This window comes from Butyricimonas paravirosa (assembly GCF_032878955.1).
Classification (GTDB): domain Bacteria; phylum Bacteroidota; class Bacteroidia; order Bacteroidales; family Marinifilaceae; genus Butyricimonas; species Butyricimonas paravirosa.
This window is the reverse complement of record NZ_CP043839.1, coordinates 3,931,555-3,954,320: the sequence shown is the minus strand read 5'-3', so window position 1 is coordinate 3,954,320 and position 22,766 is coordinate 3,931,555. Positions and strand designations below refer to the sequence as shown.

Genomic DNA, 22,766 nt, shown 5'->3' with positions numbered 1-22,766 from the left:
TTAGAATTTAACATTTAAAGTAAAAGAGTAATAAGTCGGTTGATCTCCCAAATATGCAGACCCGCCGTAAGCCCCCGTTCCCAAACGATCCGGATCTAATCCATCTCGATTAGCCGCCCAAAACCACGGGTTCTCCACGGAAAATTTCAAATTCAAATCCGAAATTACATTTGTTTTGATCAAACGTTTAAAATCATACGAAAGCCCCACGGATTTTAAGCGAATCAAATCTGCCTTTTCAATCTGGCGATCGATATTCTCCATCACGCTGATAGAAAAACCCGTATTACTCCCATACATAGAACGAGGCACCCAAGTCGTCTCTTCATCTCCCGGTTTTCGCCAACGCTGGTCATACGTTTTATAAACTCGATCTTGAATATACACGTTACCAATGGAAGGCATTCGCAATTTATGCCCCAATTTATACGTAAACATGATGTCAAATTCAAATCCTCTACATGAAACGGTATTACTCCATGCACCAAAGTACTTGGGAGAAGTCCGCCCGGGGAACAAAAAATCTTTCGTTTCAAAGGTATTCACAGCTGCATAATCCAATGTCTCACCTGCGGCATTTATGACCTGCACAGCCCCTTCCGGGCTAAGCTTTCCCGAACGATAAGCAAAAATATAATCCACCGGCTTGCCTTTTATCGGATCGCCGTTCATCATCGTGTTAACCGTACTGACCCCCGAATTCACCTTAGTAACCTCATTATAATTATATGATAAGGTCAACGTGGTATTCCAACGCACATTCTCATTCACAACAGGAGCTCCACTAACACTCAAATCAAGTCCTCGATTCACCAATGAAGCTGTATTCTTTTTTACCGAAGCCCAACCACTTGTCGGATCCATAATAGAGGTTCCCAAAGCGTCCCGGGTTTCTCGATTATAGTAATCTACAGATAGATTAAATCGATTGCCAAACATCGCCAGATCCACGCCACTATTAAAAGTATATACTTTTTCCCACCCTAATTCTGGATTTTCCGGATTCTGGATCACCAACGTAGCTTGTCCTGTAAACATATCACGAGCATTTGCTGCAATCAGATAAGGAGATGTCGTTTTGTCAATATTTCCACTTAAACCATACGAAAACTTTATCGCTAACCGGTCAATTAGCGGTACTTTAAAAAAAGGCTCATTCGAAACTTCCCATTTACCTCCCACAGACCAAGTTGGTTGATCTCGGTATTTACCGGAACGCCCGTAAAGATTTGTTTTATCATAACGAATACTTCCAAATAACGTGTATCGCTCTGCATAAGAAATATTTCCGGTAAAAAATACAGAAAAATAACGATCTTCTGTATCCGAATGAGAAGGAGCATAACTAAGAGTCTGCCGATACGAGTTAGAATAACCATAAACACCGGTATTTACCAACTCATAGAAATTCATCGTGGAATTGTAAGTCATTCCCTGCGGGTCATATCCATAATAAGTATCAGACTCCATCTTCGTCCGAATGGCAAACAACTCACAACCAGCCATTGCCGAAGTACTCCACTTCTCTCCGTTAAAATTATAATTCAACACATTACGAAACGTATAACTTGAACTATTATGATGTGCTATATTCTTTATTCCACCATCAGCCAAATAATTGGTTAATTGCCTCGTTGTTTCATCATAAGCCGTAAATTTATTAAACAAATCACGCGCATAATAACTATTTTTTCCATACAAAATCTCTTGAGTCGAATGATCTATAGTATACATCCCACTCGTGGAAAATTTAAAGCCAAAGGGAAGATCTACATCCAATTGTAGATTTGCAGCGACATTATAACTTTTTGTATTATTATCCGCCTCCGAACGATCCTTCAGACGATTATAACTCCAATCAGAATATCCTTTGGCTTGTAAATCCTCCTTCAACACCTGAGATACGCCATAATATTCATTAACATACTTCCCTTTAGTATCCTTAATTCTCACATAAGGAGCAATACTCGTCGGAGTTTCGGTATAAGCGTCTTTATCCGCATAATTTGCCCGGAAACCCGTGGATAACTTGATACGTTCGTTTAAGTCAAACGTACTGTTCAACTGCACCCCGACTCGATTCAAGGAATTATCAATCAAATCTCCCAAGGAATTTTCGAAATTAACAGAAAAATAATTCGTGGTTGTCTGTGATCCTCCCGTGATTATAATATTATGAGTCTGCAACAATGACCGACGATAAAAATACTTTTCAATATCTTTCGTGTTATCATATGAAGCCAATTGCGAGTAGGCCGCATTTCGCTCTCCCTCATCCATCTGACCATTCTGATAACGATACTCGATCATAGCTGCTTCCGAAAAGTAGGTTTCAGAACTCGTTCCAATGGCAGAAATCATATTCGTGTTGGCATAATATTCACGTTCCCATTCTACTTGTTGTACGGAATTCAAATATCCCAAAGAAGAGACATCAAAACGAGACCCCACTTTCACGCTGCCATTATAAGATACCGAAACCTTCTGATTTTTCTTTCCCTTTTTCGTCGTAATTACAATGACGCCATTAGCAGCCCGCACTCCCCATATAGAAGCCGCAGCAGCATCCTTCAGCACCGAAATCTGTTCTATATCATTAGGATTAATATTATACGTCCCATACTCCATCGGGAAACCATCCACAACAACCAATGGTTTCGTTTCAGCATAAATTGTCGCCTGCCCTCGAATAATCATATTCCCTTCTCCATCCAAGGCCAATCCGGGTACCACACCCTCCAGCTTATCGACAACATCGTTAGACACGACCATCTGCAAATCTTTTGATTTCACCACATCAAATGATCCCGTAGCCCGTCCGCGTTCAATCGTTTGATAACCTGTCGTAACAACAACCTCATCCACTTTTATCGATTCATCTTTTAATGACACCGAATACTCCGTTTTCCCCTTTACAACTTTCACTTCAACAGTTGTTTTCCCGATAAATTTCACGTCAACCATCACATTCAAGGGAACATTCTTTAATTCAACCACACCATTCACATCTGTTGCGGCCCCTTGTGTCGTTCCTCGAATCACGGCAGTTGCCCCAATCATCGGTTCTCCGGTTTCCTCATCTCGCACCGTAATTTTTATCGTTTGGACTTGAGACTTTTCCACCACGACATTTTTCACCCGGGTAATAATCACGTTCTTATCAACAATTTCATAGGTGAATCCCGACCCTAAAAGTAACTTTTGTAGAATCTCTTCTAAAGTTACATTACGTATGGACAACGTAATTCCCCGCACCTCTTCCACCTCCCGAGACTCGTAGAAGAAACCCATGTCAACTTGCTTTTCCAATTGTTTCAAAGCCTCCTTCAAAGTGCTGTTACGCACAGAAAAGCTTTCAATCTTCTGTCCTGAAGCCGATGTAAACGACATCACCATCAAGATCATACAAATCGCCGAAGCGTACAAAAAACGACGTACAACCATTCTCTGAAATTTTTTACAGAGATTTGCTCGTCCATGTTGATTTTTTTCCATAATTTTACAGGTATTATTAGGTAAATTGTAGGGAAAAGTCTGATCGTGACCGGCCAAAGTTTCGATCTACATTTCCCTCTTTTTATTTTTTTCCAATTCTAATCTGACCGTTAGAGCAATTAATTTCCGCTCCAACTCCACGCTCGATCACTTTTAGAATAGTCTCGAGACCATCAGATTTCTTAAATTTCCCGCTAAATAATTGCCGTTCAAGAGCCGGATCAAAGAATATCACCTCCTTGATTTCGAACCATTTTCCTAGCTCTAACAAAACTTGATCAAGAGTTTGATTATCGAAATAATACTCGCCTCTGATCCATGATGTATAAACGTCAGTATTTACTTCCGCAACCACGACCTCTCCTTGTTTATCAACGGACAATTGCTGTCCGGGACTCAAAAACACAGGTTTTCCCACAGAGGCTTCAACAATCACTTGCCCTTGACAGAGGGTCGTTCGGCTCACTTCTCCAACATAGGCTTCCACGTTGAATGCAGTTCCTGTCACAACAATTGTTTGATTCACCGTTTTCACCCGAAAAGGATGTACCGTATCACGGGCTACTTCAAAAAAGCCCTCCCCAACAAGTTCAACGATGCGTTCAGCGGAACCTTCAAATGATGATGGAAACTTCAGACTAGACAATGCATTTACCCAAACCCGCGTACCATCAGCAAGAGTAATGGAATAACTTTCACCATGAGGAACCTTCAATGTATTATAAGCAATCACTTTGCTCTCAACCTTCGTTTCTACATTTGTAGCTTGAACTTTAATCTCACCATTAGCCACGTCAATATTTGCCTCTCTCAAACGATGATTCAAAACCGTATCACCTAACCGCACCTCTTCCCCGTTACTTAAAACAATTGTTGCACCGTGAGATTGAGATTCCACTTTTACAGGAACAGTCTGTACAACCGGCCACAAAAGAACCGTAACCAGCACGACAGCAGCAATTCCCGCCACAAGCGAAGAAATCGTAACAATCGCTTTACGTCTTCTACGCCTAATTCGTCCCAACGCCCTCTCAACATCAACCTCTGCCAAAAATTGTACAGCATCCCGACTCTCCAAATGGCCCCGAATCCGTTCATAAAGGCCTCTATTCCCCGCCTCCCCAAGCCAAACCTCCAATTTCCTCCTCTCGTCATCAGAAAGTTTTCCGTAAATCGCTTTTAGTATAATTTGTTTTATATCCATAGGTGACTCTTTTACCTAAAGACGAAACAATATCCCCATCTGGTTAAAAAAAAGTCATTTTTTTTCAAAAAAACAACAAAAGGAAAGTTTTATCAAATTTTTCACGCAGTAACACCACACCCCGTTTCGTGTGGCTACGTACGGTTTCATACTGGATACCAAGTCGTTTTGCGATCTCATGATCATCAAGTCCTTCCATCTTCAAACGTAATACCTCTGCACATTTTTTAGGAAGATTCTCAATGGCCTCTCTCAATTGCACATATAACTCCACCTCAAAAATAGTCTCCTCAATAGATTCTTCTGAAACGAAATCCATCAGTTCTTCTTGTTGGAATCGTTTCTTATAGCGAAGCAAATCTATCACTTTGTTACGCAACAACGTAAAAATATACCCTTGTTCTGATTTCACCTCATATAACTGTGATCGCTTATTCCACAAAGAACAAAATAAATCAACCACCAAATCTTCACTCTCGGACTTACTTTTAAGCATCCGATCAGCATACAACACCATCGATGCATAATATTTACGAAACAATTGGTCATAAGCCACGGTATCTCCAGCAGCAATGCGAACTAATAAGTTTTGCAAATTATGAACTTCAGTCATCGTATCTATTTCATTTGAGTCAAAACGATTGCACACAACAATAGACATAAAATCTATTTTTTCTTTCACAGCCAAACCGACATCGTGTATTGACAAATATAAACAAAAGTCTCAAATAATTATTACCCTCTCCTACATTATAAATTACTATCACATTTTTTCTATCAAATCCACCACCCCCGCTTTCTTCAAAATATACATCCCGATCCGTTCGTCGGAAACTCCTTCCCGCAAACGATAGGTGTAACGGGGTTCTTCCGTTGTCATGTCTATTTCAAAGAAACGGAAACATACCGAAGGAAACGGTTTCAAAAATTCCGCCACCTCGACAATATGCGTGGAAATCATAAACACCCCATATTCCAACTGGGCCAATCCACCAATTACCGCACAAGAGGCATCATACGCATCCTTCACGTTAGTTCCCCGGAATAGTTCATCAAAAACCACCACCACTTCCTGTAAATCCCGCACCTGTTCCACGATATATTTTACCCGGGCAACCTCATTATAATAATGACTGTATCCCAATGACAGATTATCCGACAAATTAATCGTGGTAAATAACCCTTTAAACACGGACAATTCCATCCGATCTGCCGGTACGGGAAAGCCGCAATGAGCCAGATAAACCGCCACCCCGAAAGCCTTCATGCAAGTTGATTTCCCCGCCATATTCGGCCCTGTCAGGAAACATAGATGCTGCCGTTCGTCAAGCAAAACATCATTCTTCACCGGATTTTTCAAAAACAAGTGATACAATCCCTCGATCCTCACCGTTCTCCCACTTTCCGTGAAAATCGGAAACGTCAACTCCTCCCCTTTAGTCATAATCCCCAACGATCGTAAAGCATCCAGCATATACAAGGTATCCAGCACAACACGAACCCCATCAAGTTCTTTCCCCCGAAAATAAAGATCCAGGCTTTCTCGTGTCCAAAAAGAATCTTTTTTCTGATTCACCAAGTATTGCATCCCTTCACGGGCAAGCGTTTCTTTCACCCTCTGTTGCATATCCCTTACCATCTCCGGCACTCTCCCCGCTGGCAACTCGTCCATAAAAGTCCCCAACTCACGGATAAGCCGCCCAAGATACGGGACTGCACGTTGGCGCAGATAACAATCGTTATCCGGTTTCAACCATCCTTTCACCGCCCGACTCGTTAAATGATACACATTGCGTTGAGGCACATCCTCCTGTTGCAGGTAAACCTCGATAAAACTCAATTCTTCCCGACGAATATCCAAAAAGAACGGCAATTGCCCCAGATAGCGAATCGCCTCTACTCGAGCCCGGATTTTATTGACATCTGTCAACGGCCTTTCTAACATCTTTCTTACACAAGCCTTACCCCCGTCAGAACAAGCGGTATTGAAACAAGAGAAAATACTTTTCCCGTCCAAAGCCTGATTAAACAACTCCAGATCGTTCAACGTCTGTTCATCTATCTTGAATTCCATCTGCATTCCTTATATATCCTAACAATTCGAGATCCTCACGTCCATTGACCCGCCAGGTCTTACCACTTCTCAATATAAATAACTCGTCACTAATATCTATCACGTCATCGAAATAGTGATTGGTAATTACAATCCCTTTCCGTTTCTTTTCCCGCCGGATCACCTCTTTCATTTTCTGCACGTGCAGGGGCATCATAAAAGAGAACGGCTCATCCAACAAACAAAATTTCGAATCCGAGGCCAGAACCGCGTACACCTCAATCATCCTTCGCTCCCCCGTGGAAAAAGTCTTCATCCGCTTTCGGGCTGTCCCTACAAAATCGGGAAAGTCCTCCACGAAACTCTCGAACGCCACCCCGAAATCATCAAACACCTGTTTTACAGACAAACCCGGTAGCACGAAACTCTGTTGCAAAAGATAACGCATATCCTCCGGGTGCCTTTCCCTCGTCAACAAGGCCCTTCCGTCGATAGCCACGTATTGATCCTTCAACCTCAACTCCCCGTAAATAACTTGCATCAGACAACTTTTCCCACCCCCGTTCCGGCCAAGGATACCGACGACCTGCCCCGTTTCACAGTGCAGGCAAGTATCCCACAGGACACGCTTAAACCCGTATTCCAGGTGGAGATTACTTACATCAAGCGTATGCATGATTACAATTGATAAGCGATTAACATACAGACCACGTACGTCAGGAAATCAAACACCAAAGCCATACCCCAAAGCCACCGGATCGACATCCCCACGTTCTTGTAATAATAGAAAAAACGTCCTGATTTCCGTTTTGTAGTAAACCGGATGAATACCATCGTGGCTACCTTGAACCAAAAGGTAGCCACAACGATCACCGCCACCACGGCCGGTGATTTCATCCGGTAAATGAACATAATCAGCCCGCAGGCAAAGGACACGGCAAGAGCGGAAGCCGCGAACATCTCGTAAAACGAGACGCATAACCGGGCTCCCCGTTTCACGTCCATCACATCCGTTTTTGCATCATCTTCCACGTATTCGTGATCAGGAAACTCTCCTCCATCTGGTCAATCATCTCCATGAATTTCGAGATCGGCACGGCAAAAGACAATAGATTACTACCCGTACATAACCTTGCCGACGGGTCGAACATCCCAAGCACCGCTCTTTTCGTACCCTCTATTTGTTCCCGGTAAGGATAGTAAATAATAGAAGTACAGCCGGCCCCGAAAGGAGAGATTACCGCCTCCTGTTTCGAACTGTCAAAACCGGCTAACGTGAAAAGACCCGAGATAACATCCGCCGGGGCAAAGAAAAACACAGCCTCCGGCTCGTCTTGCTCCGTCAAGTGATCCCAACGTTTAAACACTAGGCAATCGCCTTTTCTCGGAAGTTCATGGACTGTTTTCAAAAAAGCATTCACCTGTTCCGGGGTTCGTTTATAGCGCTCGCAGTGAGGCGTGTTTTCCCCGTGAGACAGGAAATATTCGAATCCCTCCCTCATACTTTTACTGAATCCCAGGTAAAACTTTCCCCCGCCACATCCCACTGAATCCGGTAAGAAACAAAGCGATTCACCTTTACGAACCCGCCCAAGCTGGGCTATAATACAAGTATGCCCCATCGCCTTCTTCACGATCGTGGCGTTATTATTTTCCTTTGAATAATAAAATGCAACAGGAAGTTCCGCATCATTGAAATATTTCTTCCAAAGAGCAATAAACTGATCTCGCTTAACTATGTCCATAACCCTTTTAATTTTAGTATCAAGCAAATATAAATTATTTTTTGGTTAAAAACAAATCTATGCAGGTAACAATCCTAGTTCCTAGCCCCTTCCCGATTTATACCTTCTTTAGACACGCTTAGTAATCTCACCGTACTCTCCTTGATGTCTCCTGTATATATACATGATGTATGAAGAAAATATCGCCCATAAATTGATAGTCCACACCGTTAACCTATCGTTGACCTTTCGTTAACCTATCGTTAACCTACTAACGAGACACCGACGCAAGTATACTGTAATACAGGCGAGATACCCCTATAAAACATTCCCCGGATCAGCATGGCCAACCCGGGGAATCAATATCATAAAAACTAACCTATTACCAAATAGAAGCTCTCTTTTCAACCGGCAAATACAAAGCATCACCTTCTTTCACGCCAAACGCGTCATACCACATACTGATGTGAGGAAGTGCTGCATTCACGCGCCACCGTCCCAAAGAGTGAGGATCGGATTTCGTTTGCAAACGGATTTGTTCATCACGGGTGTTATCTGCCCAAACATTAGCGTATGACAAGAAGAAACGTTGTTCCGGGGTGAAACCATGCTCGTCTTTTCCAAGCGGGTTTTCAGCCATCGCTTTCTGTAATGCCAAGAATGACACCTGCAAACCACCGTGGTCAGCAATATTTTCACCTAATGTCAGTTCTCCATTCGCTTTCAAGCCCGGTAACACCTCGATATTTCCAAAATAGTCTACTAACACTTGGGCTCTTTCCTTGAAGTTCTTGGCATCCTCCGGAGTCCACCAGTCTTTCAAGTTTCCATCCTTATCATATTGACGCCCTTGATCATCAAAACCATGAGTCATTTCGTGACCGATAACAACTCCAATAGCACCATAATTACAAGCATCATCCGCATTCATGTCAAAGAACGGGTATTGAAGAATAGCTGCCGGGAAACAAATTTCGTTCGTCGTCGGATTATAATAAGCATTTACAGTTTGCGGGGTCATCAACCATTCGTCCTTATCGACCGGTTTACCTGCCTTGGCAATCATTTTATCATGATCGAAATGATTGGAACGAATAATATTCGCCCAGTAAGAATCATTCTTTATTTCCAGACTGGAATAATCTCTCCATTTATCAGGATAACCCACTTTTACATGGAAGGCGGCCAATTTTTCCAAAGCTTTCGCTTTCGTCTCTTCACTCATCCATTCCAATCCTTGAATCCGTTCTCCTAAAGCTTTCTGCAAGTTTCCAACCAACTTAATCATACGCTCTTTAGCCGCAGCAGGGAAATATTTTTCGGTATACATTTGTCCGACGGCCTCTCCCAGCACACCATTCACAGCGCTAACAGCACGTTTCCATCGAGGTTGCATTTCTTTCGTTCCGGAAAGAGTTCTTCCATAAAAATCAAAGTTCTGTGCAACAAAGTTATCACTCAAATAAGAAGATGCCGTATTAATCACATTCCACTGTAAATAAGCCTTCAACACATCCAAATCTTCTTTTTTCAATAAATCGGCAACCGTTTTGATCTCATCCATTTGTCCCACGTTCACATCCTGCAAATCTTTCAACCCGATCGTCGTGAAATAAGCATCCCAATCTATTGACGGAACTTCTTTCTTCAATTGTGCCACTGTAATTTTATTGTAATTCGCGTACGGGTCACGCAATTCCACGGCAGACTTAGAAGCTTCAGCCAAACGAGTCTCAACCTTCATCACATTCTTTGCAGCTTTTTGAGCTTCTTCCGCGGTAAACCCGGCCAATTGGAACATCTTGTCCACGTGTTCTTCAAACTTCGTGCGAATTTCCTTCGTATGGTCATCACCATCCAAATAATATTCACGTTCCCCCAAGCTTAAACCTCCTTGATACAACTGGGCTATGTTCATAGAACTGTTCATGTCGTCAGCCCCCACGTACAAACCGAAGAAAGGTCCGAAACCATCCCGGTGCATAGTTGCTATCTCCTGAGATAAACCATTTCTATCTTTGATTGACGCCAATTTATCCAAGTATTCTTTAATCGGGGCAACCCCGTCCGCATTCAACTTAGCACTATCCATGGCGATATTATACAAATCCCCGATTTTCTGGGTGATACTGCCCGGCTGAGATTGTTTTTTAGCCAGTTCCTCGATCAATCCTTTGATCTGGGTACGATTATTTTCGGCCAATTGATCGAATGAACCGAAACTTGAATACTCATCCGTGAGCGGGTTAGCTTTCATCCAACCTCCACAGGCATACTGGTAAAAATCATTTCTCGGATTAATCGTCTGATCCAGATTCGTAAGGCGGATTCCACTTTCCTGGGTCGCCTCTTTTTTACTATTGCAACTTGTAGCTATCAATGCTAAAGCAATAAAAGGTAAATAAAATTTTGTTCTCATATAATCAGTTTTCTAGTCATCTCGCCATAACGGAAAATACCCGTAAAGTTCTTTCAACCAATAAAATCACATACACGATTCATGTTAACCCTGAAAAGAAGTTGAGCATAAACAACCCACGAGAACCTTACAAACTTGGGGCTGTAAATACAGCCCCAAGCGCAGACAAAAATATAATATTTTACAATGAAATGAAAACTGATCGGTGTTTTTTTACCACCCGTACCAGGCATCTTTCAACTCTCCGACAGTAATGGATTCCAAATTCTGCCCGTGTTCATCAAACCATTTCCGCACGATGTCCTGTTCTTCCGGAGTAACACTACCCCGTTCACGGGTAATGAATCCCCCACAAACATTAGAATTCCAACCTCCCCCCATTTCCAAAGAATGAGAATTCAACAAGCTTGCTAACTCCTGCAACCATGCTTCAACCACTTGCATTTCCGTATCTGCCTTGAATTTGGCATCAAAAGAAAATCCCAGTTCCCGGAACTCTCCTCTATGTAATTTCTTACGTAATCTCTTTTTCATATTCTATATTTTATTATTCTAATTCTACTCGTATATCCCGTAATCCCATATCGCTATTCTTGTTGGCAGGATGAGCCATTCCAAGACTGCAATCATGAATTTCCCCGGAGTAAAGCTTCATTGATTTCAAACGAAGTTTATACTCTTCTTGTTTCACGTTCGGATTCATCAAATAGGTTACTTCTATCCCGTAACGATTGTGTAACTTCACGACCAACTGATTATTTCCCTTCTTCAAATGTAGTTTTATCACCTCATTTGTCCGGGGTATTCCGCCAACATACGTACGCAACAATACATCCTTACCATTCAAGGCTACCTGCACCCCGTCAGCAACCCCTAATTCAACCAGTACATCCTGCTCCCGATCACTCGTTAATTCGTGTAATATATGCACCGACTGTTTCTCCTGCATTGGGATATTTAAGGCTTTTCCCGGTTTAAAATCATCCCACAAACGCCAAGCTACCGTATTTACTTTCGGATCAAGAATCGTACCATTAAAGCGTTTCTCTTGAGGATCGAACATATACACCTTACCCCACGTGATCCCCTCCGGGTGGTTATTCAACTTTTGTACCTCCCCGCCAACCAAAGTCACATCCTGCTCTTTCCCGTCAATGACCAAACGGAGTTCTTTTCCCTGCTCTCCAGCCGTGTAAACAATTATCGGGGTAATGGTCTTTCCGGATTTTCTGAAATGCCAGCTAAACCCAACCGTACTCCGGAAACTGGAATAATAATCCATACTGGAATAAGCATACACGGGAATTGCATTCACAGCCGACAATTCACTCGTTTCAAGTATCTGGTCGGGAACAACCCGGAAGGCTCCGGCAAATTCCAGTTTCACCACGATCATGCCCCGATCCGGTTTCACATCCCCGGGAATATTTACCGACACGGATTGCCCATCCTGTTTCAAGTTCAAGGCCTTCCCGTCAACTAACAAACTTGCTTTTTTCGCTTTCCCGATCAACCCGTTCAAAATAATCTCCCGGTTAGCCGGGATCTTCTCAACAAACAAGTAGAGATTACTCCCCTTACAAGTAATGTCCCCCCATTTAACTGCATGATCAAAAGGATTAGCTGTCGTATTATAAATTCCTTCTCCGTAACGTTTCATCCATTTCCCCATTGCTAATAAAGCATCCCGTTCGAATTCTACCACGGAACCATCCCCTCTCGGACCAATGTTCAGTAAAAAGTTACCGCCACGGCTTACCACCTTCACTAAACTACGTAACTTCTCATCAATCTTTTTATCCAGACTCCCCCGTTCCTGCCAAGAGCGATAACTCCATGTCTCGTCGAAAAACGAGGCCGGTGTCTGCCAAGGCACTCCAATCTTGTAATCCGGATAAGCATTATCCGCCATCACGGCAAAGTCACCCCGGTCATTTCCCAAACGCCCACTCACCATACACTGCGGTTGCAGACGACTCACAAGGTCATACAACTCTTTACTCTGTTGCCTGCTCAAAGACCCCATGTCAAACCAAATTTCAGAAATCGGACCGTAATTCGTCATGATCTCTTCCACTTGGTGCATACTGAACGCATGGTGTTCCTTCGAGATGGCATCCGCATTATGAGGGGTAATGCCATTTCCGGGGAAATTCCAATCAATCAACGAATAATAAACCGCAAACTTCACCCCCTGCCGGCGGCAAGCATCCGACAATTCTTTCATCACGTCCCGCTTGAAAGGGGTTGCATCCACGATATTATACTTCGTGTATTTGGAATGATACATACAAAAACCGTCATGATGTTTCGACGTGAACACGATGGATTTCATCCCCGCCGCCTTTGCCAAAGCCACCACGGAATCGGCATTCCATTTCTCCGGATCAAATTCTTTCGCCACCGCCTCGTACTCCGCCTTCGGGATCTTGGCAAAAGACTGTATCTGCTCACTATACCCGGAACGAACCGGTTGTCCCTTCCAAACTCCCCCCAGCTCCGAATACAATCCCCAGTGAATAAACATGGAAAACTTCTGATTCACCCAATCCGGATTGGGTTTCTGTTGTCCAAAAGCGAATTGCACGCCTAACAACAAAATAACTAAACATCCGCGTAATAACATAATAAACACTTTTACAATTTAAACACTTTACACAAAATAGAGGTCGTAAATATAGCATTTATTGATGTTTTTAAAGCCCATTAACCTACAAATTATTCACGATCCGACTCAATTTATGACATAAAATTAATAGTAAAAAATTAAGGGATACCCCGGAAAGAACCGGGATATCCCAACACAACAGGAAAACTCACGGGGTTGCCCAAAAAGTCATTTTATTTCAAAAAACTCCTCCGTCACTTCGTGCCACCTCTTTCTTCCCCTGCCTGAGGGGAAGTACCCCGAAGGGGGGATGGGGAGGGAGAACAGAGGAGGAGCTGGTGACTATCCCCGAATACAGAGAGCATTTCAGCTCTCCCTCTGTTTATAGAGGGAAATCGGCGAGTAAGCGAGAACAGACAGAGAGTTTACTCGTTGTCTGTCGAGCGAGAGCCGATTCGAGACTGCTTGCAGGCTCAATACCCCGAAGGGGGGAGGGAGTTAAAAAATGACTTTTTGGATATCCCCACTAAATTTTCACTTCTATTTATCGCCCTCGTCTCCTAATCCATATAAAGATCGCCCAGAAAGCTAACAGACCGGGCCAAACACCCATGAGTACCACTTTCCAGAAATACATCCAATCCATGCTCACGTACACTTTATTATCAGGCGGGGTAGGACGGCGCACGTCAATCGGTACCTCTTCATTGGATAACCAGAAGAAAGAACCGGATATTAAAGAGTAGTTTGCTGCAGCAACATCCTTACGCCCGATACTGATTTCCCCGTTACTCAGGCAATCCGCATCACCCAAGATAATAATGCGTTGTTCTTTCCCTCCCATCGGACGGGACATCGCCAAAGCCGTGACATACGAACGCTCAACTTCTCCTATCGAAGGATTAAGAGAAACCGTATCATCTAAGAAATCAACCGTTTCCAATTCATTCCAACTGCCGATCGTGTCGCTCACGAATAAAGGCGTGATAGAAAATCCTTTATCCGCGAAACACTCCAACCCTGTCGTACCCGGCATGGTCACCACGTATTCCCGACGAATCATCTGGTTGAAGATATAGGAAAACTCTCCGGCCTCCTTGGTCGGCGTGGCGATAATAAAATCGGGCTGGAAATGCTCGCTCTTCTTCACCAAGCGCCCCGGCATAAACCGCACTCCGAAAGATTCCACCAACGGGTTCATAAACTCCTGACGACGAGGTTCCCCGGCGATCAACAGATTCCCTCCGCGGGCGATATAAGCATCCAAATTTGCTCGTTCATCCGCCGTCATCGGGTTTCTCATGTCCGCAATCACGATAATATCCACCTGTTCCGGGATCGGCTTATCCAATGTCACTTCTGTAAAGTCAAAACCTTGATTAACCAAAGAATAGCGGAACAGTTTATCTTGAGCGAAACGATTGTAGTCCCGGTCTCCTTCCCGAATACAATCCCTTTCCCCGTGCCCTTTCACGAAACCGACAAGAGGCAATTCCATCACCAACCGCTTGAAGGCGGCAGAGATTTCCGTCTCGAAGGGAAAACGCTGAATGTCATCGAATATCCGCAAGAATGTCTTCTCCCCGTTGTCCCGTTCCAGCAACCGTACGAAACGATTCCCTTCCGGTCCGAGATCAGCTATCTTTCTCACCTCTTCCGGGCGCATAAACATATTGGAATCCAAATTCCAGATTTCAGCACGTTTCAACATTCGCTCCCGGTCGGACAAATTGGGATAAGCCTTATCCAGTTCCGGATTCTTCGCCTTATCGTAATAATAGACGTATTTCATTTTAATTTCCGGCTTAAAGCGGGTGTACATCTTGAAACGTCGCAGATCATCGTTCACGCTACGGGGCAATCCGGCCCAATAGTTCTCCTCCAAGATATTCACGAAAGTCGTCATCGTCAAGCCCCCGTCCATCCGGGCCACGATATTCTGACTATTAGGAGTCAGCGTCCGTTGTTTCGTGGCTGTCGTGTCATAAAAACACATCAGCTTCGGCCGGGAAGTCATATATCCCAACAACATCGCGATCACGATAACACTCCCGTATTTCCCGACGGTCGTCATCCACGTCGTCTTCTGCCTCCGGGACTGCAAGCGGATAATTGAAAGGAAAAGAAACAACGCCACCACGATCACAAAGTAGAGTACATCCTCGCTACAAATCAAACCGTTAATAAACTCCTGCGCCCGACCGTTAATCGCCAGCCAATACGTTATATCACGCACGAAATCAATATCCTGCCACATATCCCCCACGAAGTTCAGCACCGCCAACACCGCCAAGGTTCCCATGGCTGCCACGACCTGATAGGAAGTAATGCTCGACATGAATAACCCGATCGCGGCGTACGCGCACACGAGCAAGTAAAGCCCGAGCATACCGGAAAGTATCAAGGGAACATCTGCCGATTTTATAGTAATAGCGGCAAATACAAGGTACACGGCCAGAATACACATCAACACCAAGTTATAGATCATCATAGAAAGATATTTTCCCAAAATAATCTGCGTATTGGTAACCGGGGAAGAGTACAGCAACTTGATCGATCCGCTACTCAATTCCCGGCTCATCAACCCCATGGTCAACAACGGAATATAAAGATACAAGTATTGTTGCATCGCGATAAACATCCCCCGCCATCCGGCAAAGACGCCCATCGTCACGTTGTAAAGCCCGTACCCCAATTCCTGACTTCTCACGTTACCCGCCAAGCCGTTCGTGAACGCCATACTCGCTTGAAAGGTGAATATCACCAGAATCAACCACGCGATCGGAGAGTAAAACAAGGTTTGTAACTCCGTGCGGGCTATTTTATATATTGTCTTCATCTCGTTATCTGTTTTTAGTCATTATTTCTTTGATAATTCAGCAAAAATCTCATCCAAGGAGCTCTTTTCCTGACGGATTTCGACTAATCGCCACCCTTTTGTCACGCTGGCCTCGACCAAACGTTCCGTTGCTTCCAGCGCATCCGAAAACTGAATCCGGAACTTCGATCCGCCCAGTTCTTCCACGGCAACCACACCCGGAATTTTCCGGATCATCTCTACCGGTGGTGCGGCTATTAACGACACAAATAACGTATTGGGAACAATATAATTATCAAACTCATCCACCGTACCGGCAAAGACCACCTGCCCCTCCTCGATCATCCGGATATAATCACAAGTTGCCTGTACCTCAGAAAGAATATGTGTAGATAGAATCACGGTTCGGTCCACCGCGATCTCCCGGATCAGTTCCCGGATCTCCACGATCTGGTTCGGGTCGAGCCCGTTTGTCGGTTCATCCAACACCACGAAATCCGGATTATGAATGATGGCCTGTGCTATACCCAATCGTTGTTGGTACCCTCCCGACAAGTTCCTGATCAATCGCCGACTGAAATGGGAAATTCCACAACGCCCCATCACGTCTTTCACGGCCCCTTGAACCTCATGAGCGGGAATTAGCCGCATATTGGCACAATGCACCAAATACTCCTCCACCGTCAAATCCATATGCAGGGGCGGTTTCTGCGGTAAAAAGCCCAAATGCTTTTTGGCCTCTACCGGATTCTCCCGTAAATTAATTCCCTTAATATACACCTCCCCCTCCGTCTGTTTCAACACGCCACAAATAATGTTCATCGTGGTTGACTTTCCTGCCCCGTTGGAGCCTAGTAACCCGTAAATGCCATTTCGCGTAATTTCAATATTAATATCCCGAATCGCCCATTGAATACTGTAACGATGAGATAAATGCTCCACTTTTACAATAGATTCTTCCATACATTTATTTTAAATTCATACAATACACACAAACCACGGGGTTGCCCGAAAGTCTCATCTAGTAAAACTACCCCCTCCAACTCCCCCTTACACAGGGGGAGAGTTGATTACCAAGCGGTTTCCCCTCCTGTGTAAGGAGGGGCTAGGGGAGGTAGTCGTTCCCGAACAGACTTTTTCAGCCCCCTCTTCTTTTACTTGTTAGCTAACATCTTATTAATCTTATACAGCAAATACTCGTAATGCAATTTTGTTTCCCCGGAACTCTTCGTCACCGCTCCTTTCAACAAATCTTGAATTTTGAACAACAGATCGAAATAGTAATTCACCGGGATATAATCACCCGGCATCACCACCTGCATCGTGGGATAAAACCCACTCCGTTCTTCCGGACTCATCCCTTTCTCCGGCAAAACAGCAAGTTGTTCTCGTATCAAATCTAACTGCTTGCGATCAATCGTCTCCGGTACAATCGCCCCTTCATGACCAGCCATAGCAATCCCCCTTCTCGGAGTAAAATTACCCGCCGTTGTTGCGATCGTGGAGGATGCCACCACGCTACCCAAGAACTCCTTCTGCAAATCCATCTCGTACTTCTCCAAAGGACGATTCTTCAACGTCCCGTCCCACACGTTCCTGTAAATATCCTCGACATACTCGGCTAACGAATAATCCCCGCCCTTCTCAGCCCCAAGAGCCACGTACTTCAACCGGAACGTTAAAGTCCCCAGGATAAAACTCCGAATTTGGTCCACATTGGAGTTTCGAATCTCCAACTTCTTCTCAATCGCCTTGTTTTCCAACCAAGCAAGGTCTTTCGCCATATCGATCATACATTTCACGGCCGCTTTCTGTATCGCCCCGGGTACAACCACGTAACTCGGCTCCTCCTCCGTGGAGAAAGCCTCCATCTGATAAAAACCACCTAGATTCACCGACACATCGTTGATCCGCTTTTGCAACTGACCGCGTAACGAGTTATACAACTGACTTCTCAAGCTCAGGTCTTCATCCCCCTCGGCATACCAGTCATAGAAATTCCGAACCGCTATCTTCAAATTATTCACGGCATACGCCAAAGCCTTCAAATGATCATCTCCCAAGTCTCCGGTAAAACAACGGGGATCATAGTAATAATAAGGCACTTTCCCGAAACGATACTTCGGATTTGTCCGTCCCTCCCGAATCCAACGATCCAAGGTTGCAAACTCATCTTTCGGCATAGAGGCCGTCTGAATCGGTTCATACAACCACCTGATCACGTAATAATCGTATTCTCCCAATCCCCCGGGAACCATCCTCACGCCCTTTTCCACGTCCCCCGGTTGGGCAATATAGTTACACGGCACATAATCCATCACGGAAGGGCTCAAACCATGCTCCCGGGTGAAAGACGGGGAACGTAACGAATCAACCGGGTACACGGCAGATGCTCCCGCGTTATAGACCAGACCCAGATTAATTCCCGCCTCCCGCATAACCTCCACACGGATCAGCTCCCCGATCATTTCTTCAGAGAAACGAGTTGTCCGAACACTCGGATCAGTTGCCATAGTCGTCAACATCCGGTTCGTCTTCAACCCGGACACCAACCCGTCATAAATATAAAGAGAGGCGTTCAGGATCTCCCCCGTACGAGGGTCCACGTGCATCGAATTCTGTATATCAAGCCACAACGGGGCATACCTGATCGTGGAATACTTTATATTGTTGGCATTAAAATCCGGATCATCTTTCGGGAAATCCATCACCCGTACCACATCCTTAAAACCTATCTTCTCGAAAGCCTCATTCCACGCCTCGATCCCCTCTTTAATATAAGGCTGCCACTCCTTGGGCATCAGCGTGTCCATGTAAAACACGATCGGTTTCTTCACCTCGACCATTTCTCCCCGGCGATGAGCGGCCTCATCTACCGGTTCCACCCGCCAACGTTTCGTGTAAAACGTGGATTTCAACCCCTTCCGGTCATTCTCGACCTGCGAAACCTCCATGAAAGAGACTCCCAGCCGGGGATCGGCCAAGCGGGGACGCATGGGTTCTTCCGGCAACAACATCAACATCTTATTCGTCGTCACGGAAACTTTCACGTCCCCGGGAATCACCTTAAAAGCCCCGAACAGATACTGGTTCTCGATAAATCCCAGCTCACACGTCACCATGATATTATTATCGAAAGCGTCAACGTCTTTCAACATTGAACACTCCTTTTTATACTCATGCTCCCGGGAAATCAGTCCAAAGAAAGAATTTCCCCCGATAGCCGTAAACGGGGTCGTGTACGGGGAATACTCCATGAATAAAGGAGTCATATCCACCACAACTGCCGAGCTATCCGGGGTATAAGCCTTTATTTTAAACGTGCCATACACTCCCCCGGCATTCGATCGCTCGATGGACTCATTCCAATTTGTCTCCAAACTATTATTCAGAGGTTTATCGATCAGGAATATCCGGGCCTGCAAGGTCGAATCCAAACGGGTAAAACAGAACGGTAAGCCATATCCGGCAAACTGTCCGACCACCCCTTCCCCATTGTCACTGATATTCTCGATAGAGGAGGTCAGCATCATATCTTTGCCCAACAACCTTATCGGGAACTCGACCAGCACTTTATCCCCGATCTTATGAACCGTCATCAGTCCACGAGCCGTTTTCACCTGCTTGCCCTTGAATAATTTCTGGTAAGCCGTCAATGTCTCCTTCTTCTCCTTATTCTTTTTCTTCGCTTGTCCTTGTACCCCCCAACCGAACAGGAAAAAAGAAAGAAAACAGATATATAATATATTTCTCATATCCTTTCGCGTATTAGAAAATCAAACCTATTTCAATGCTTGTTCTATCTTGTACAACAACAACCGATAGTGCTGGCGGGTATCCTCTGATCCCGTATTTGCCTTGCTCTTTAGTAACACCTGAATCCGTTTCAACATATCGAAATACAGATGATCCAACGGTTCGACCACCATATTGGAATTCACGTTCACCCAATAGCCGAAACCTTGTCTTTCCGACATATTCAACGGCAACTTTGTCACGGGGGCCTCAGCGCAAGGCTGTACCGCCTCCACGTTCGAAAAACCTCCCAGCACTTCCAACGGCAACTCGCCATACCGCTCCCGGCTCATCAACTTCACTTGCTCCGGCACCTCGATCATCTTGCACCCGTCAGCCAGCGACAACGGATCCCCGGACATCCCCTTTTTCCCCAAGTCCGTGAAGAGTAACATCTGCCTTAAAATCTCCATCTGCATCTTTTTATCTTGCGTGGTCAGCGTCTTTCCCTGACGGGTAGGAGCAAAAACGAAGTCCTGCACGTGTGTCAAAAACTCTCTCGTGGAATAGGTATCCTTGTTATCATCCTTCACCGCACTCAAAGCTACCGCCCATCTCCGGGATAATAACGCCCCGAATATTTTCTCTTCCAACTCGGTCGAGATATTACTCATCAGGGGCAATTTCTGCTGCATATCGGGAGCGTTCAACCATGCCAAGTCTTTCATTTGTCCCAACAAGAAATCGACGGCCTGTTTCTGTCTCTCTTTCGGAACCACCGCGTAACTCGGCAATTCATCCCCATCATACCGCTCGTTCAAATATATTCCCCCGATATTCAGCAACACGTGATTCACGTAACGCACGTACTGGAACACGATTTCATTGTACATATTCTGCTGGAACGTGTAGTCCGGATCATCCCGTGCCACCCAGTCGCCCATATTCGCCAACACGTACTTTAAATTCTTCACCCCGTAAGTAGCCGATTTAACCGCGTCGTCACCCAAATCTTCCTCTACCGAACTGGGGTCCAGTCTTGACGAAATCTGTTGTTTCCCGTAACGATAAACCGGATCTCCCGACTTCTCCGTAATCCAACGGCTTAATGTCGGAACTTCCTCTTTCGAACTCTTGGCATCTAACAGAGGGGTATATAGCCATTGAATCGTGAAATAATCGTACAAACCCAATTTAGGCGGGGTCAGTTTCACTCCTCGTTCCTTGTCCCCCGGTTGAGCGACATAATTATTCCGGGCATAATCCATGATCGAATACGTCGTCCCGTATTTTTGAGTAAACGAAGGCGAACGCAACGAGTCTGTCGGGATCGCCGCGGACCCGGACATATTATGCATTAACGCCAAACAATGCCCCACTTCATGGGATACCACGTAACGGATACAATCCCCCAATACCTCCTCATCCAGAATTACCTTACGAGCATCCGGGTCTGCCGGAGAAGTCTGCAGGAAACGCCAATCATGCACCAACTGGATCAAATTGTGATACAAATAAACAGAAGCATTCAGAATCTCCCCGGTCCTCGGGTCCGTCCATGAAGGGCCCATGGCATTCGCCACCTGTGAAGGAGAATAGCGTACACAAGAATACTTCATGTTATCCGGGTCAAATTCCGGATCATCCACCGGGAAATCTCTTGCCACGATTGCATTCTTAAAACCGATCTTCTCGAACGCATCCTTCCACTCCTCTACCCCGGCCTTGATATACTTTTTCCAGCTTTCCGGAAAAGCATTATCCACGTAAAAAACAATCGGTTTCTTTGGTTCCACAAGCCGCCCCATCCGGAAAGCCGTTTCATCCGACGGCTCCAACCGCCAGCGTTGAGCATAATATATATTCTTCAATCCGGAATCCCCATTCCGAAAATCCGACACTCCCTGATAAAATATCCCGATACGAGGGTCCGCCATCCGGGGACGCATCGGTTCCTCCGGCAAGAGAATAAAACTGCGTGTCATCAAAGAGGTGAACGGAAGTTTATAGATGTAATAATACCTCCCGTCCCGCAGATTGACCTCGTAACTCAAAGACGTCTGTACACTCACGTTATCCTCAAACGCTTTTATCCGACCCAACTGGGAATTATCCTTTTTAAACTCTTTCACGATCCATCTCCCGCCCCAAGTTGCCGGAGCGTATGCAGAGAAAGGAGTCAACTGCTCGTCATCCCGTAGGAAGAATTCAGTCATCTCAACAACTACCGCCGTGCTATCCGGGTTATAGGCCAATATTCCGCTATTGTACATCACGGCAGGTTTCATACTCTCCCGAATCCGTTGTGCCACGTTTGCCAACTCCGTCGTGTAACCATGATTCACTTGCCGCAGACTAATGATCGAATCCGTCTGTGTAAACTGCACGCACAAGGGATCGGTCGGTTTCTCTCCCACGCTCCCGAACAAATTATTGGTCGTTTCGGAAATCGTTGATCCTAATAACATATCTTTCTCCAACAGATTCCGGGGAATCTCAAAATATACTTTCCCATCCATCTTATGAATAGTCAGTAATCCTTTTACCGTTTCGCAGGTCTTGCCTTTGAATAATTTCTGATAAGGTGTCTCTTTTTCCACCTCTTTCACGCCTTTTTTCTTTTTCCGAGCGAACCCGTCCTGCACGCCACAGGTAAATAGGAACAGCACGATGAAGAAAAAACTCACTGATAATTTTCTCATAATCTTCT

Annotated in this window: 14 protein-coding genes; all 14 read right to left on the bottom strand. The window is 44.9% G+C overall.

Annotated elements, in window-relative coordinates; genetic code table 11:
- The 14 genes from F1644_RS16065 to F1644_RS16000 all read right to left on the bottom strand — a co-directional run bounded on the left by F1644_RS16065 (position 1) and on the right by F1644_RS16000 (position 22,758).
- On the bottom strand, positions 1-3,495 hold the full coding sequence (locus tag F1644_RS16065) for a SusC/RagA family TonB-linked outer membrane protein (protein WP_118305513.1): 3,495 nt from the start codon (positions 3,493-3,495) through the stop codon (positions 1-3).
- 82 nt (positions 3,496-3,577) lie between these two features.
- Complete coding sequence (locus tag F1644_RS16060; RefSeq protein WP_118305512.1) at positions 3,578-4,699, bottom strand: FecR family protein; 1,122 nt, start codon at positions 4,697-4,699, stop codon at positions 3,578-3,580.
- 64 nt (positions 4,700-4,763) lie between these two features.
- Positions 4,764-5,360 (bottom strand): RNA polymerase sigma factor, encoded by a 597-nt coding sequence (locus tag F1644_RS16055; protein WP_118305511.1) that lies wholly within the window; start codon positions 5,358-5,360, stop codon positions 4,764-4,766.
- A gap of 102 nt (positions 5,361-5,462) precedes the next feature.
- Positions 5,463-6,773: a MutS-related protein gene (locus F1644_RS16050; protein ID WP_158572063.1), complete on the bottom strand. Its 1,311-nt coding sequence runs from the start codon at positions 6,771-6,773 to the stop codon at positions 5,463-5,465.
- On the bottom strand, positions 6,754-7,428 hold the full coding sequence (locus F1644_RS16045) for an ATP-binding cassette domain-containing protein (protein WP_118305509.1): 675 nt from the start codon (positions 7,426-7,428) through the stop codon (positions 6,754-6,756). The genes F1644_RS16050 and F1644_RS16045 overlap by 20 nt, the downstream gene beginning before the upstream one ends.
- A gap of 2 nt (positions 7,429-7,430) precedes the next feature.
- Positions 7,431-7,784, bottom strand: coding sequence for a hypothetical protein (locus tag F1644_RS16040; protein ID WP_273492705.1), 354 nt, complete (start codon positions 7,782-7,784; stop codon positions 7,431-7,433).
- Positions 7,757-8,497: a DUF169 domain-containing protein gene (locus F1644_RS16035; RefSeq protein WP_118305507.1), complete on the bottom strand. Its 741-nt coding sequence runs from the start codon at positions 8,495-8,497 to the stop codon at positions 7,757-7,759. Before F1644_RS16035 ends, F1644_RS16040 begins: the two co-directional genes overlap by 28 nt.
- A 361-nt stretch (positions 8,498-8,858) precedes the next feature.
- A complete protein-coding gene (locus tag F1644_RS16030; RefSeq protein ID WP_118305506.1) occupies positions 8,859-10,895 on the bottom strand; it encodes a M13 family metallopeptidase in 2,037 nt (678 codons plus the stop codon).
- A gap of 213 nt (positions 10,896-11,108) precedes the next feature.
- On the bottom strand, positions 11,109-11,429 hold the full coding sequence (locus F1644_RS16025) for a 50S ribosome-binding protein YggL (RefSeq protein ID WP_118305505.1): 321 nt from the start codon (positions 11,427-11,429) through the stop codon (positions 11,109-11,111).
- A 13-nt stretch (positions 11,430-11,442) separates the two neighbouring features.
- On the bottom strand, positions 11,443-13,521 hold the full coding sequence (locus F1644_RS16020) for an alpha-L-fucosidase (protein ID WP_118305504.1): 2,079 nt from the start codon (positions 13,519-13,521) through the stop codon (positions 11,443-11,445).
- 526 nt (positions 13,522-14,047) lie between these two features.
- A complete protein-coding gene (locus tag F1644_RS16015) occupies positions 14,048-16,342 on the bottom strand; it encodes a Gldg family protein (protein ID WP_118305503.1) in 2,295 nt (764 codons plus the stop codon).
- 21 nt (positions 16,343-16,363) lie between these two features.
- Positions 16,364-17,284: an ABC transporter ATP-binding protein gene (locus tag F1644_RS16010; RefSeq protein ID WP_118305502.1), complete on the bottom strand. Its 921-nt coding sequence runs from the start codon at positions 17,282-17,284 to the stop codon at positions 16,364-16,366.
- Positions 17,285-17,475: 191 nt separating this feature from the next.
- Positions 17,476-20,076: a zinc-dependent metalloprotease gene (locus F1644_RS16005; protein ID WP_118305501.1), complete on the bottom strand. Its 2,601-nt coding sequence runs from the start codon at positions 20,074-20,076 to the stop codon at positions 17,476-17,478.
- Positions 20,077-20,103: 27 nt separating this feature from the next.
- The gene (locus F1644_RS16000; protein ID WP_168044486.1) at positions 20,104-22,758 is read right to left on the bottom strand and encodes a zinc-dependent metalloprotease; all 2,655 of its coding nucleotides are present in this window, start codon (positions 22,756-22,758) and stop codon (positions 20,104-20,106) included.
- Between the last annotated feature and the right edge of the window lie 8 nt (positions 22,759-22,766).

Coding starts and splice junctions, on each gene's coding strand:
- F1644_RS16035 (WP_118305507.1), bottom strand. CDS start 8,497: ATGGACATAGTTAAGCGAGATCAGTTTATTGCTCTTTGGAAGAAATAT.
- F1644_RS16045 (WP_118305509.1), bottom strand. CDS start 7,428: ATGCATACGCTTGATGTAAGTAATCTCCACCTGGAATACGGGTTTAAG.
- F1644_RS16030 (WP_118305506.1), bottom strand. CDS start 10,895: ATGAGAACAAAATTTTATTTACCTTTTATTGCTTTAGCATTGATAGCT.
- F1644_RS16005 (WP_118305501.1), bottom strand. CDS start 20,076: ATGAGAAATATATTATATATCTGTTTTCTTTCTTTTTTCCTGTTCGGT.
- F1644_RS16010 (WP_118305502.1), bottom strand. CDS start 17,284: ATGGAAGAATCTATTGTAAAAGTGGAGCATTTATCTCATCGTTACAGT.
- F1644_RS16000 (WP_168044486.1), bottom strand. CDS start 22,758: ATGAGAAAATTATCAGTGAGTTTTTTCTTCATCGTGCTGTTCCTATTT.
- F1644_RS16015 (WP_118305503.1), bottom strand. CDS start 16,342: ATGAAGACAATATATAAAATAGCCCGCACGGAGTTACAAACCTTGTTT.
- F1644_RS16050 (WP_158572063.1), bottom strand. CDS start 6,773: ATGGAATTCAAGATAGATGAACAGACGTTGAACGATCTGGAGTTGTTT.
- F1644_RS16025 (WP_118305505.1), bottom strand. CDS start 11,429: ATGAAAAAGAGATTACGTAAGAAATTACATAGAGGAGAGTTCCGGGAA.
- F1644_RS16055 (WP_118305511.1), bottom strand. CDS start 5,360: ATGTCTATTGTTGTGTGCAATCGTTTTGACTCAAATGAAATAGATACG.
- F1644_RS16060 (WP_118305512.1), bottom strand. CDS start 4,699: ATGGATATAAAACAAATTATACTAAAAGCGATTTACGGAAAACTTTCT.
- F1644_RS16020 (WP_118305504.1), bottom strand. CDS start 13,521: ATGTTATTACGCGGATGTTTAGTTATTTTGTTGTTAGGCGTGCAATTC.
- F1644_RS16065 (WP_118305513.1), bottom strand. CDS start 3,495: ATGGAAAAAAATCAACATGGACGAGCAAATCTCTGTAAAAAATTTCAG.